Origin of the sequence: Arcanobacterium bovis, assembly GCF_004331995.1 — a bacterium.
In the GTDB taxonomy this organism is placed as follows: domain Bacteria; phylum Actinomycetota; class Actinomycetes; order Actinomycetales; family Actinomycetaceae; genus Arcanobacterium_A; species Arcanobacterium_A bovis.
Genome location: NZ_SJDT01000003.1, coordinates 160,340 through 174,207 on the forward strand (window position 1 = coordinate 160,340; position 13,868 = coordinate 174,207).

General features: G+C 49.6%; 9 protein-coding genes. 2 read left to right on the plus strand and 7 right to left on the minus strand.

The annotated features are described in order from the left end of the window. Positions 1-131: 131 nt before the first annotated feature. From EZJ44_RS04550 to EZJ44_RS04580, 7 genes are all read right to left on the minus strand, one after another. Positions 132-3,071 (minus strand): exo-alpha-sialidase, encoded by a 2,940-nt coding sequence (locus EZJ44_RS04550; protein ID WP_131280668.1) that lies wholly within the window; start codon positions 3,069-3,071, stop codon positions 132-134. A gap of 306 nt (positions 3,072-3,377) precedes the next feature. Next, positions 3,378-3,701, minus strand: a complete 324-nt coding sequence (locus EZJ44_RS04555; protein ID WP_131280671.1) for a carbohydrate-binding protein — start codon at positions 3,699-3,701, stop codon at positions 3,378-3,380. An 8-nt stretch (positions 3,702-3,709) separates the two neighbouring features. After that, on the minus strand, positions 3,710-5,047 hold the full coding sequence (gene brnQ, locus EZJ44_RS04560; RefSeq protein WP_131280674.1) for a branched-chain amino acid transport system II carrier protein: 1,338 nt from the start codon (positions 5,045-5,047) through the stop codon (positions 3,710-3,712). A gap of 216 nt (positions 5,048-5,263) precedes the next feature. Then, entirely contained in the window at positions 5,264-6,832 is a 1,569-nt protein-coding gene (locus EZJ44_RS04565) for a multicopper oxidase domain-containing protein (RefSeq protein WP_131280676.1), read from the minus strand. 1 nt (position 6,833) lies between these two features. Beyond that, the gene (locus tag EZJ44_RS04570) at positions 6,834-8,156 is read right to left on the minus strand and encodes a hypothetical protein (RefSeq protein ID WP_131280678.1); all 1,323 of its coding nucleotides are present in this window, start codon (positions 8,154-8,156) and stop codon (positions 6,834-6,836) included. 198 nt (positions 8,157-8,354) lie between these two features. After that, positions 8,355-9,890 (minus strand): peptide MFS transporter, encoded by a 1,536-nt coding sequence (locus EZJ44_RS04575; RefSeq protein ID WP_131280680.1) that lies wholly within the window; start codon positions 9,888-9,890, stop codon positions 8,355-8,357. A 189-nt stretch (positions 9,891-10,079) separates the two neighbouring features. Beyond that, on the minus strand, positions 10,080-10,841 hold the full coding sequence (locus tag EZJ44_RS04580; RefSeq protein ID WP_131280682.1) for an HAD-IIA family hydrolase: 762 nt from the start codon (positions 10,839-10,841) through the stop codon (positions 10,080-10,082). 289 nt (positions 10,842-11,130) lie between these two features. On the opposite strand from EZJ44_RS04580, the gene EZJ44_RS04585 reads away from it, so the two are divergent. Then, entirely contained in the window at positions 11,131-12,702 is a 1,572-nt protein-coding gene (locus EZJ44_RS04585) for a thiol-activated cytolysin family protein (RefSeq protein ID WP_131280685.1), read from the plus strand. Positions 12,703-12,961: 259 nt separating this feature from the next. Then, positions 12,962-13,759 (plus strand): MerR family transcriptional regulator, encoded by a 798-nt coding sequence (locus tag EZJ44_RS04590; protein WP_241658594.1) that lies wholly within the window; start codon positions 12,962-12,964, stop codon positions 13,757-13,759. Positions 13,760-13,868 lie beyond the last annotated feature (109 nt).

The window sequence follows — 13,868 nt, forward strand, 5'->3', positions numbered from 1 at the left end:
CTTAGTGCCATCAGAGTTCTCAATCCGCTAATATGGCACGATCAAACGCCGCTTTTGCCGGTGCTTAATATGGTGTGGGGTGTTGGAACGCTACCGCGTTCCAACACCCCACACCTGTTTTCTAACTTTCGTTAGATGGTCTCGCTTCTAACTTTGCGTCCCCTTCCTTTTTTGTTCGCAAAGAGAGTTGCTACACCTCCACACAGGAACAACACAAAGCACGAAACAGGGGCAATCAGATCACTGCCAGTGCGGGCAAGTTGTGGATCGCCAGCCGCCGTCCCCATCTTAACGGAGTTCTTTTGATCCAACGTAAGCACCGGCGTCGGTGGCACTGCGGTAGCTGTCGCTGCCAATGCCGTCGACGCGAGATCTGCTGTTTCTAAGCGATGATCAGTTCCATATACGTCTGCAAATGCTTTCAAAATTGAAAGCGAAGCAAGAGTGCTGCGTGTGGGACCATAAGTTGAAATGATCCGCAAACGCACATACGTTTCTTTCGAATTTAATGCGTCAGGCGTGAGCGAAGGAAGATCCATCATCCGCACTACCCGAGCGTTGCCGAACGTTTTACCGGCTCCAGTGCCGAGTCGCATTGCCATTGGCTTGGACGGAGTTGCCGAACCAGAACCTTCAGATTGCTTGGCTAACGCAGCGGCAACGTCTACTGGAATATCGACTTCAGCGCCAGAATTCTCTGCCGTGCCGTGAGCGACCTTAATGAGGTTATCTTTGCTCGTGCCGACATAGAGTTCGTACTCAGCAATCCGGCCGTTTTCTGAATCTTGCCGGTTGATGAACTGTACTGAACGCACCTCGGACGGACTCTTCTTAAGAGTGAAGTCGATATCGAGCGGAAAATTCATGGCCTTGCTCCACGGTGTGTGCCAAATGGTGTCGAGTTTACCATCGAGAATATTGGAAAAAGCTCCATTTTCTTTGACTGTTTCTGCAGGTAGATCACTAACTAACTTGACTGGAACAGAATCGATGCCTTTTTCGCCAACGTAGAGACGCACCTCAGGCTCGGCGGTGAATTGAGATTCACGAGTTCCAGCTTTGACCACAAAAGGAATCTGAACCTTGCCCGGATTTGCGTTAGCCGCAACCGTAATCGGTACGTTAACATCTACGGTTTTTCCGGCTTCAAGATCAACCGAAACGGGGCGCGTCAACGACCATCCTTTAGGTAGGGTTGGCACGATTTTTGCTCCTTTGACCGCTGAGCCAAGGTTCGATACACGCACCGTGATCTCTGATGCCCCGCGATGAACGACGGCCGGTTCAGCCTGCGCAATTACCGGTAGACCGCCGATCCAATCAAGTGAAATCTGGGTGTACTTGATCTGGTAGCCATCTCCACCAGTGCCGTCACGACCTTCGAAGAGCAATCCGTAGGTGCCCGGCTTTGCCAGCGGTGTGAGCGTCGAATAATCCATTCTGTTAGGCTCGAATACTTTCGACTGCAACCAAGTCTTGCCATCATCGTAACTAATGCGCACTGTACCTTTTTCACGTGCCGTCTTTGATGCCGCATTGGTGAACAACAGAATCTTCGCTTCTGGCGATCCTTGCTCCGCATTCGGGAATGCACGAATAATCGCACCATTATTGTTCGGGTCGATCAAAGTGTCATCAACAGAGGTTTTCCTAGTCTCACCGGGAAGATTGGCGTATGTGTGGCCTCCATCATGCGAAATGCCAATCTTACGTGCCTTAGTGAAAGAATCGGAAGAACGCGAGTTGAGCATTACCGAGCCATTGGAAAGCTCCACTACCTTGTTCTCATCCATGTCGGTGCCGAATGGTTCACCACTCTGCCACGTTGCGCCGTGATTGTCCGAATAAACAGACACAGCTTGGTTCTTCCCATTCTTACGAACTGTGTACTGCTGAATTAGACGCCCTTTATGAGTTCCATATTTAAGCTGGATTCCTTGGCCAGATGCCGCAAAACGGCTGGCAATAGCGGAATCCTTTGTTATGTCTTTAGTAATGACACGCGGGGTTGTCCAAGTCACACCGTTGTCCGTTGAAGACATTGTGGCAGCATGTAAAACATTACGATCCGAAGGATCAGTTCCCGGTAGTGACTCAGTGAAGCGTTTATTAAAGCTCTTGACGAAGAACATATGGATTGTATTAGTTTCACTATCTACCACATACGATGGATCGGAATATCCATAATAATCGCTTCCACCTTGTTTACCAGCAGCAATCACCTTGATTGGTTCCCAAGATTTTCCACCGTCTTTGGAAATACGCTGAATAATCGAGTTGGCTTGCGGGGCATCAGCACAATCGTTCGGACGTCCGTCCCATGCAGCCAACAACCAACCATTCGGAGCCATCGTGATAGCCGGAATACGATGACAATTGAAACCAGCAGATTTATGCGTGCCCAGCACTACCGTTTCGCCTTCTTTGCGAACTGTGGGGATCGTGGCTGGATCAGGAGCAACTGGACGTTCGCCGGACACCACCTTGACCACAGAAGCCTCAACCCGAATATTGTCTTGGAGAATCTGTTTGCCATCACGGTCTTTAGTGGCTTTCCAAACGGAATATGCCGAGAACGATCCTTGATTTAGGTCTTCAGTAGTTACGCGATGCTGGGCAAAATTGCATTCTTTCGTAACCCCTGCAGCAAGATCGCTCCAACGACAATTTTTTGCGTCACCTACTCGTACATTGCTCAGATTCGTTTCTGCAGGATATGCAGTAAGTGGTTGCGTTGACAAATTTGTGTAGCGAACGCGATATGTGAGCGTATCCCCCACAAATACCTTGTCCCCCAGCGAATCACTGCGTGTGAGCTCAACTCGCAAATACTGTTGCTCCGCAGACGTCGCCGCGGCTGGCGCAGTCTGTTCAGCACGTGCGACGCCGGTACTCTCAGCAGCACCGTTATGTGCAGTATCGTCTGCACCCTGGGCAGCTACCGCCGGAGTCATGGCAAACAAAACTGCAGTAACCATCGCTCCGCTTCGACGGAATCGACGTGTGCGAATTGAATAATTTTTGTCTTTCTTGAAAGACTCTTCTTCCTTGAAGTGGCGAAGAATTTGCATATTTCCCCCTTTGGCTTAGCAAAATTCTTAATCACTAGGATAACAAAAAATTGTCAGACATCAGACTAGTTTTGAGAAGTAATTTAATTTGACACCACTTCACTATGTCACGTCTATAAAATTTGCAAGCAATTACTTATCAAATACGGCTACATTTACAGCAGTTTTACAACCTCTATAAATAAATACAATTTTTCATCTTAGCTTATTGATTCACGCCTCGGTGGCGACGACGCCGCACAGCAACACGCGACACCGCCTGGACACATCTGGCCAGTACGCCGTCGTCACTCCAAGACGCAAGGATCAAGCGCAACTCTCCCTACGGCGCAACTCAAACCGTGGGCGTGCCAAGATCAGGTGCCGGACCGCCGTCGTGAGAAAACGAACCGTATTCCATCCCTGCTTCAACAGCGCTCCACACTTCTCAGTGGCAAATCCACTAGAACTCCCCGTGCTCAACTTACTCAGCACAACCGTTTGATTGTCGTTTACATAACCGGTCACCGAACGCGGTTCGCCACTGCGATATTCGAGCGAGAGTTCATACACTCCATCAGCTGGCACATACACTTGATTGAGCGTCGCATCATTGCCAACTCCACCAAACTGAAGTGCTCCCTTGAGCATTATGCATGTTACGCATGCACGCGCTTTGAACCATTCAGTGCGAACAATACCGCACCGATCACGGCTCCAATACCTGCTGGAACAATCCATCCCAAACCAAGATCGAACATCGGCAGGAAACTTCCCGCCCAGCTCACATCAATCCCCCATGGCAAGGTCTTGATGAAGTCGAAGATAGCACCAATAGCTGCGCCAAGAGTCACGCAGACGTACACAATACGCGGCACGGATACGTAGACATCCACTAATGCTAGAAGAATTAGCGAAATTGCCAAGGGATAGAGCAGCATCAACATCGGAATGGCATAGGCGATGAGCGCAGTGAGCCCTACATTTGCCATCAAGAATGAGAACACCGAGAAAATGGTCACCAAGGTGTTGTAGCTAATCTTGCCTTTCAAAAGCGGCTCAAAAGCTTGACCACATGCCGTAATCAGGCCAATCGCTGTCTTAAAACAGGCAAAAGTGATCGTCAGTGCCAGCACCAGCGCGCCCGCATTACCTAGGTAGTGGCTTGAAATCTGCGCGAGGGCGATTCCACCATTCTCTGACGTCTCGAAAAGTCCGCGGCTTTGTACACCGACGATAGTGATAAGTACGTAGATGAATGCCATCAAGAGTCCTGCAAAAACTCCGGCCTTGAGCGTGGAGCGAGCAATAGCACGCTCGTCTGTAATGCCAGCCGAAGTGATCACGTTGATGATTACGATTCCGAAAGCGAGAGACGCAATTCCATCCATCGTATTGTAGCCATCGAGAAGTCCCTTGAAGAAGACGCCGGATTGGTACGTGGCGTCCGGGGTTACGTTCGCCACCGACGTCGCAGGATTCCACAGTGCCGCCACCACAAGAATCGCAAGGAAAACAAGGAAAATTGGATTCAGAATCTTTCCGATCCAGGTGACGATTCCAGACGGGCGCAACGAAAAGAACAGCGCCGCGGCAAAAAATACCGCAGTGAAAACTAATAGCGCTACGCTCTTGGCAGATGCCTCGCTCACCAGCGGTTCCACACCAATTGCGAAGGAGGTTGTTGCTGTGCGCGGAATTGCAAAAAACGGACCAATGGTCAGATAGAGCAAAGCGGTGAAGATTTTTGCATAACGTGGACTGATACGAGAGGAAAGTTCTTGCAGGCCACTTGAATGGGTAGCGCCAATCACCACGACGCCGAGGATGGGCAAGCCAACAGCGCTCACGATGAAGCCAAGTAGCGCCCAAAATGCGTTCGCTCCGGCAAGTTGCCCAAGATGAACTGGGAAAATAAGGTTTCCAGCTCCGAAAAACAAGCCGAATAATGTGCTGGAAACTAGTGCGAGTTCACCAGCATTTAATTTCGTTTTCATAAGATCCCTTTAACATTGCTCATGCAGGAAAATGTGTGAGCAGCCCGTCAAGCCGTCATATTTATAGCACAAGATTTTTATGCGCCGAGCACCCACACATATTGTGAAACTGCAAAATGGCACTTCAATCATCCAAAATAAGCGATTTACAAGGGAAAACTAGGATCGTGCGGTTCAGCAAGAAGAATTACCTGTGGGAGGAAACACAGCCAAGCGTCAATCCTGTACCTCAATCGTCACCCGCGCACCGCGTTCGGCTACCGACATCACGTGATTCACTGCCTTATAGTGACCCGTCTGCGCAAATGTCAGTTCAACGAATCCTCCTTGAGCTGGTTGTAGCGGCAGCACTTGTGCTCCGACATCGTGCAGAGCCGGCACTGATCCCACGCTACTCGCTACGCCTCGATGGATCAGATATGCACCCTCGGTCCAGGTAGTGTCGAATTGCCCACCAACCACGTGAAAAGCGAGATTCTGATCTGGTCCGGCATTAAGCACCCAGAATCTTACTCGTTGATTCGGTTTTACTTGGATCGGATACTGTAGATATTGGTCAGAAATGCCATTAAACACCACGCGATCGGGTGTACCGGCAAGAATCTTTTGTGCATCCAGCTCTTTCGCTGACTCGGCGTTATGCGCCGCATTGGCCAAATATACCTCGGACTGTACCAACACGTACGACGCATCTACCGGCTCAAGGTCTGGCGGCTCAATCACCACAGCACCGTGCATACCTGCCGCAATATGTGTTGACATCGGCATCGTCGAGCAATGATACATCCAAATGCCAGCCCGCTCTGCTTTGAACACATATTCGAGCGATTCACCAGGCTTAATGGTTCGCATTGGCTGGTCAGGTGCCACAGCGCCAGCATGAAAATCAATCGAATGGCCCATCGAACCATCGTTGATGAGCGTCACAACGAAAGTGTCCCCAACTCTTCCATGTAGCGTGGGCGCTACCGATTCTCCATTAAACGTCCAACGGCGCTGGTACAAGCCAGGCGAGACTTCCAGATTGACTTCTTGGACGCGAAGAGTGACTTTGCGCGTCTGTGATCCAGTATTAGGCTCAAGTGGTTTGAGCATCGGGTCAATATGATGGCTTAACTTCGCCCCAGAGACATCGGCAATATTAACAGGCATCGCATGATGAGCGCCGCTGGCACTATTCGCTGTCGAGGAATGATCGTGGCTATCCCCCATGCTTTCATTCTTTGCCGACGACGCACTGGTCACCACAATTTCGAGCGTCATTCCCATTTGTTCGTGACCGGCTACCGAGCAATGTCCCATCGTTGATTCACGCATCACCCCAGCATTTAGCTGCGCAGATTTTCCTGGTTGCACTCTAGGTGTGGCTGAATCACCAATAACGAGATCATGGCCCGATACCGGATCCGTGTTTACCAAAGTTACGATAAGCTCATTACCAGCTGGAACTTCAATCCGGTTCGGTGAGAACGTCATATCCGCACGGGCCTGAACTTCTACTTCGGTGGTTTCGCCGGTAGGAAGTATATTCGCATTTTGTGATTCCCCGCTGCTGGGCGTTGCAAGATTTACAGATGCACGCGGTGTTGTTTCGAAAACTAAGCCAAACACCACAGCACACAGTATCGCAAGAGTAGCCCACATCGCACCTGTCTGCGTCCATACGCTGGGAATGGATGGCTTCTTTTGCTCGTTTCGCGATGTGGCAACCTTTTCATCACTTTGTGCGCTAGTGCCATGTGCGAAGCTATTCTCAGCGTTATGCGGCGTATTCATTGGTTCCATATTATTTTGCCACCTGTCCGTGACGTTCTTTCGATCCACTTCCAACAGAACTTTTATTTCCTTGGAGCAGGTTTTGCCGCCGGTGCGGATCAGGATCGACGAAGAATGCTCTATTTTCGCCAGATTCGCGCCGTACTCGAAGTCCAGTGAATATCGCCGACATCATAACGGGAATAAAAGCTGCATAGACTAGTACTGTGAGTGCCATGAGCGCCGCGCGCACGCCGTCTTCCGTTGGGAAAATCCACAGCAGCAATGCCACGTTCGGGGTAACAAGCCTAAAAGTAGCGGCAAAATTCATCCGGGCTTGCACAGCTCGCACTGTTGCCGGCCCCTGCCCGATCAAGCTCGGAATGAGATAGCTCAGTGCGCCAATGAGAATCTGGATTCCGAACCCAGCAGCAAAAAGCACACCAATAAAAGGCAAGTATTGCGTTACATCACCCCAGCTAGGAGATGTAACGAGTGCCCAACCGACGACGCCGAGGCCAAGTAGCGCCCACAGCGCTGCGCAAGCCACCGCAGCAGGTGCATACTCGCGGATTCCTTTTGCCCGCATGGGAGAGATAAGGCTACGCCCCCACCACAGTAGTCCTACCAGATAAACAACTAAGCCCATTGCTGTGATCAGTCGGTAACCACTCAATGCCCCACAAACAATTACAAAAAGACCGCAACACAACGGGGCTAACGCCTGCTTAGCCCATTTTTGAGCTGAATCGTGCATTCGCGTACGCAATAACGTGGGCCAAAGCGTGATGAGCGTACCAATCACCGTAAAGCCCACCCAGCCCAAGAGATTCACTGAAATATGAGCAATAAGCAATCGACCTCGCCACTCGTCACTCACACCCCAAGCTAAAAGCGCGCCAAAGGTAGCTCCAATCGGCAATAGAATCCCAGAGATTTCGTAGTAACGCACCACTATTAAGAAACGTCCCGGCAACGACGTTCTTATTTTTCGTTCCAGATGGACAACATGCCATATAACAGCAATCACAACGAGAACAGCGCCGACTAGTACGCAGATCCATATTTTCGCCAGATAGCCAATAAATACCGCCAACGCTCCAGCTGCAAAGGCGAGGATTCGCGCATCTTGCCATTTATTTTCTCGCTGAGTAGGCGGCGATTTGAGCAACGTATGGGCAAAATATTCTGACCATACCAGCACAGAATGACTCACTGCACCCAATAAAATCATATGGATGGCAAGCCATTCATATCCAGGAAATATTGAACGCCCGAACACCACAAAGACGGCACAAAGCATCCAAAATAGAGCGACGAAGTCACGCAAGCGGCGAGTGCGAGGCTTAGACATGTGCTACCAACACTCCGATATTGTTCTTGCTTGAGGCCTCGGTGGATCGGACCTCAAATAGCACTGTGTCTTTCGCTCGCTTCTTATTTGCGTACATAGCTACATCAAATCAAGACTCATCATGTTTCACAACAGCAGAATTAAAGCCATACCGTTTTGTGCGCAAATAGATAACGTTCGTGTAGATCATGCACACACTCAACGCACGTCAACAAACCTTTTTTCAATCCATTTATGAGCAACAAGAAGCATCAATCCGAGAACGATAGAGGCACTTCCTAACACAATAAAGAAGGTATTTTCTGCCCGGATATCCTCCGGATGGTAATATCCGGCGAGCGTTCCAGCCAGCGATGTACCCATCGCGATTGCCATGAGCCACACCGCCATCATCGTCGAGGGAAATGCCTTGGGAGCCACCTTCGTAGCAAGGGCATTTCCAACCGGACTCAACAGCAACTCACCGAGCGTGAACAGGAACAGAATCCACACGATTGCCAATAATGGCGTGGAATTTTCCGCACCTCCAGAGAACGGGATAAAGAAGAATAAGGAAATTCCAATCACGATATTAGCTATTGCAAATTTGATAGGGGTAGACCATTGCCGTTCGCCCAGCTTCGTCCATATCGAGGCAAAAACACCCGCGAATACGATGATGAACAGTGGGTTAATCGCCTGCACCCAAGCTGGCGACACTTCAAACCCAAGTATATTCCTGTTGAGCCGCACGTCGGAATAAATCGCCAAAACCGTAAACTGCTGCTGAAATATCCCGAAAAATACTACCGCCGACATAAATAGCGGCACGAAACCGATCAAACGCGACTTTTCGTCCGTCGTCGTCAATGGCGAACGATACATATGCAACCACATCACTACCGCAGCCACCAGTGCGAGCGCTGAAACTAACACCGCAAGGTACTCGAGCGGAATGATTCCGGTTCCAATGAGGACGACGGCGCCGCCCGCCGTCGCGAGCGCAATTGCACCCCACCGAACGTACTGCGAACGTGGAAGCGGATTTGGAATCTCATGACCAGCCGCACCAATCGTGGTATTACGCATGAGCATGTACTGGATCAGGCCTGCAGCCATACCGATTGCCGCGAGTCCAAATCCCCAATGAAAGCCCTTCATTCCCCAAATCCATCCGGTGAGGAGCGGACCAAAAAGAGCTCCAATATTGACGCCCATATAGAAAATCGAGAAGCCTGCGTCACGACGAGGGTCGGTGCGTTCGTATAATTGCCCCAGCACTACCTGAGCATTCGTTTTTACACCGCCGGAACCGACGGCGATGCAGGTGAGTCCGAGAGCTAGTCCAGGCACACTAGGTATTACCGCCAAGGAGATGTGTCCAACCATTACCAGAATTGCCGAGTAAAACAACGTGCGTTCAGAGCCGAGGAGACGGTCAGCCACAAGCGAGGCGACGAGAGCGGCCATGTAGACGAGACCGCCGTACGCTCCCATTACCGACGTCGCAGCGCCGCGATCGATACCAAGGCCACCGTCGGTGACGGCGTAGTACATGTAATAAAGAAGGATGCCTTGCATTCCGTAGAAACTGAAACGCTCCCACATTTCGACGCCGAAAAGGTTTGCTAGACCCCACGGTTGACCGAAGAATGTGCGCCCGTTGTTGGAGTGCGGTTCATTCCCTGCGATTGCGTTCTGGGAATCGTTTACGCGCGAGTTCACGGCTTTTGCTTCAGTACCATCGGTATCCATATAACCCCTTCATTAGGCGGAAATGCTTGTTACATCAGTCCGAAAAACCAATTTGCAAGCAAATAGTAATGAAAGGTTCATAATATCGCACAACTGATACATATGTGACGAACCCGTGGAAGGATGTACATATTTTCACCCTTCCACGGGTTCATTTCGCTGTTAGCGGCAACCGCTATACGAGTAGTGTTATACGAGATCTACCACGTCAGCAATAGAGTTATGCACATAGTGCGGGCGGAATGGATACTTCTCAATATCCTCGCGTCGCGTGGAACCAGTGAGCACTAAGTGAGTGTCAAGACCAGTCTCTACACCGGCAAGCACATCTGTATCCATACGATCTCCCACAATGGAAGTTTCTTCCGAATGTGCGCCAATCTTATTCAGACCATTGCGCAACATCACCGGATTCGGCTTGCCAACAAAGAATGGCGAACGGCCCGTAGCCTTTTCAATAAGCGCTGCCACTGCACCAGTTGCGGGGATATCTCCATGCTCAGATGGACCCGAGTTATCTGGGTTCGTAGCAATAAAACGTGCGCCTTTTTGAATCAAACGAATTGCCTGCGTGATGGCATCAAAGGAATAGGTGCGTGTCTCACCCAATACGACGAACTCTGGATCCGCCGTCGTCATAATAAATCCTTCTTCATATAAGGCTGTGGTGAGACCGGCTTCGCCCACCACATAAGCACGGCGAGTTTCCGTCTGCTGCGCAAGGAAACGGGCCGTAGCCAAAGCAGAAGTCCAAATACGGTTCTCTGGAACTTCTAATCCAGATGCCTCAAGACGTGCCGCAAGATCACGACCCGTGAAGATTGAGTTGTTTGTGAGGATTAAGTAAGGGATTTCTTTTTCTTGGAGGCGCGCGAGAAAATCAGCAGCGCCAGGGATTGCCTTGCCCTCGTGAACGAGGACTCCATCCATATCTATCAACCATGATTTCATACTTAATTTGTATCACAACAAGGTTGCTCAAAGGTTACTTTTTCGCTACAAACGTGCAACATCGGGCGGTTTGCGCGCTATTACGATTCTATTCCATTAAATAGTACTCGCAGTATAAAATAATACAAGCTACTATTCACATAAGAAACTACACATTCCCCCAGCCCATGTAGTTAAATATTAAACCGAATTTGTGTTATGTTGTGCGATGATACAAAATTAAAACATGACCACAAAGTGACGTGGATCATATTAATAACAATTTGTCACTACTAAGGCAGGCAAGACCATGAAAAGGAAATTTTTTGCAACAGTAGTAAGCGGTGCATTTGTAGCAACTGCAATATTGCCTACAACGGCTCTCGCAAGTTCCTTCGGAGACTCTGCCCTCATCACGCCCCCAACCTCGGAATTCATCACAACTATGGCACCTAATATGCAGATTGCAAACGGAGTAGATCAGTATATTCGCGGCCTCCAATATGATCCCCGAGGCGTCTTAGCAGTTCCAGGCGAATCCGTCAAAACTGTTCCGGTAACTCGCGACCAGTTCAAAGATGGCACCTATACTGTATTCAAGCACGAACGCAAGAGCTTTAATAATCTGCGATCAGATATTGCAGCATTAGAAGCTAACAATGCCACGATTTTCCCAGGCGCATTGGTATTGGCGAACCAAAGCTTGGCAAAAGGAACGCCAATACCAGTAGGAATTGATCGTGCTCCTCAGACTATCAGCGTAGATTTGCCCGGGTCAACACGTGGTAGCAACCGGATCACTATCCAAAATCCTTCCAAGAGCACCGTTGAACAAGGAATTAATGATCTTCTACAGCGTTGGACGGATCGCCACGATAGTTATCCAGAGCATGCAGCAAAGATGTCTTACGACGAGTCGATGGTCACTTCTAAAGAACAACTCAAGGCGAAGTTTGGACTTGGATTTGAAAAAATCGCGGCTAAGCTCAATGTAAATTTCGAAGCTATTCACAAGCATGAACGGCAAGTTGCAATTGCATCCTTCAGGCAGATCTATTACACCGTAGCTATGGATACGCCAACAAATCCTCATAAGGTATTCGCGCCGAACGTTACCCGTGATGATCTTGTAGCACGTGGAGTGAACAATAAGAATCCGCTAGGCTATGTATCCAGCGTTAGCTATGGTCGACAAATATTCGTAAAGCTCGAAACCACATCCACCTCCAACGATGTCAAAGCGGCATTCAATGGCGTATTTAAGGCAAGTTTCGGTAATGTCAAAACGGATGTGGACACAAAGTATGCGAATATCTTGAAGAACACGCGCGCTACCGTTTACGTCATGGGCGGAAGTGCCAAACGAGGTGTGGAAGTTGCTACTGGCAATATCGCAGATCTTAAGAGGATCATTAAGGAAGAAAGCACCTTCTCAACCAACGTACCAGCAGTACCCGTCTCATATGCCGTGAACTTCCTAAAGGATAATCAACAAGCAACTGTTCAAAACAGTGGAGACTACATTGAAACCACTGCAACCACCTACACCGCTGGCGCAATCACGCTTCGTCATGCAGGCGGGTATGTTGCAAAGTTCGATCTGACCTGGGACGAGATCAGCTTCGATGCCAAAGGAAACGAAATCCGCACACCAATGAAGTGGAGCGGGAACTGGAAAGCCCGAACTGCCGGATTCCGCGAAACGATCCACTTGCCGGCCAACGCTCGAAATATCCGAGTAGTTGCAGGTGAAGGAACTGGACTCGCATGGGATCCGTGGTGGACGATCATCAACCAAAAGGGTCTGCCACTAGTTCCACATCGCGAAATCGTCCTCAAGGGCACGACTCTCAACCCTTGGGTCGAAAACAACACCAAATAAATAGGTAGAACTATTCAGCAATGCTGAGACAAACTCAGTTGGAGATAGTTTTGTAGAACGCATTGCCAAATACAATGTAAACTACCGTGAAGCTCTGCGAGACCAAGCTAGGATGTTTTCGCAGAGCTTCATTTTGCTTAAGTTCATGGTGTGTCCATTTGGGCGTCGTCATACTACACACCGACTTCATTACGCTACATGCCGACGTCGTCACTACGCATTTGCCCCTCACGCAAGGTGAGGCACAATGATAAATGCCATGAGCAGAAAAGAAAGCGGTGAACTACTCACCGTAGGCGAAGTTGCAAAACTTCTGAAAGTATCTGTGCGCACCTTGCATCACTGGGAGGAGCGTTCACTTGTTGTGCCCGCCGAGCGGAGCTGGACTAATTATCGCTTGTACAGTGACGACGACGTGCGGCGTGCACAGCACGTATTGGTATACCGCGCCGCAGGCATGCCTTTGGATGCGATTGCCGAAGTATTGGACGACGTCGATCCCTTGCGTCATCTACGGCGCCAGCGTGATCTCCTCATAGAGAAACAAACCGAACTGCACAATATGATTGCAGCTCTTGACTTAATTATGGAGGATGCCATGGACAAGAATGAACTCTCAACACACGAGATTGCGCAGATTCTTGGGGACACCCAGTTTGCACAATATCAGGAGGAAGCTGAGCATAATTGGGGCGAAACCGAAGATTGGCGAATCAGCCAAGAACGCGCACAGCAGAAAACTGCCGGCGAATGGGCTGATTACAAAGCTAAAACAGAGTCACTACATGCGCGACTTGCTCAAGCCATGCAAAAGGGAGTTGAAGCCGATTGCGAACTCGCTCAAACACTTGCTGAGGAACACCGCGAGTTACTCTCGGAGTGGTTCCCAGTTAGCCACGCTAAGCACGTGATTATTGCGCGAGGCTATGTAGGCGATCCAAGATTTGCTAACTACTACAACGAAATCGCTCCAGGCTTGGCAGGGTGGTTGAAAGCGGCAATCGATTCTAATGCGCACGCACATGGGGTCGATCCTGACTCAGCTCAATGGCAATAATGCCGCTATCTTGGTCCTTTCCCTACTAAATACGACATATTACACATAGCTAATATTTCACGTTTCCCTCCTGCTTGGGCCAGGATTTTTCATACCACAGGAGTACAAA

Excerpts from the sequence above, each read along its gene's own strand:
- EZJ44_RS04585 (WP_131280685.1), top strand. The coding sequence starts at position 11,131 with ATGAAAAGGAAATTTTTTGCAACAGTAGTAAGCGGTGCATTTGTAGCA.
- EZJ44_RS04590 (WP_241658594.1), top strand. The coding sequence starts at position 12,962 with ATGAGCAGAAAAGAAAGCGGTGAACTACTCACCGTAGGCGAAGTTGCA.
- EZJ44_RS04555 (WP_131280671.1), bottom strand. The coding sequence starts at position 3,701 with ATGCTCAAGGGAGCACTTCAGTTTGGTGGAGTTGGCAATGATGCGACG.
- brnQ (WP_131280674.1), bottom strand. The coding sequence starts at position 5,047 with ATGAAAACGAAATTAAATGCTGGTGAACTCGCACTAGTTTCCAGCACA.
- EZJ44_RS04550 (WP_131280668.1), bottom strand. The coding sequence starts at position 3,071 with ATGCAAATTCTTCGCCACTTCAAGGAAGAAGAGTCTTTCAAGAAAGAC.
- EZJ44_RS04575 (WP_131280680.1), bottom strand. The coding sequence starts at position 9,890 with ATGGATACCGATGGTACTGAAGCAAAAGCCGTGAACTCGCGCGTAAAC.
- EZJ44_RS04570 (WP_131280678.1), bottom strand. The coding sequence starts at position 8,156 with ATGTCTAAGCCTCGCACTCGCCGCTTGCGTGACTTCGTCGCTCTATTT.
- EZJ44_RS04580 (WP_131280682.1), bottom strand. The coding sequence starts at position 10,841 with ATGAAATCATGGTTGATAGATATGGATGGAGTCCTCGTTCACGAGGGC.
- EZJ44_RS04565 (WP_131280676.1), bottom strand. The coding sequence starts at position 6,832 with ATGGAACCAATGAATACGCCGCATAACGCTGAGAATAGCTTCGCACAT.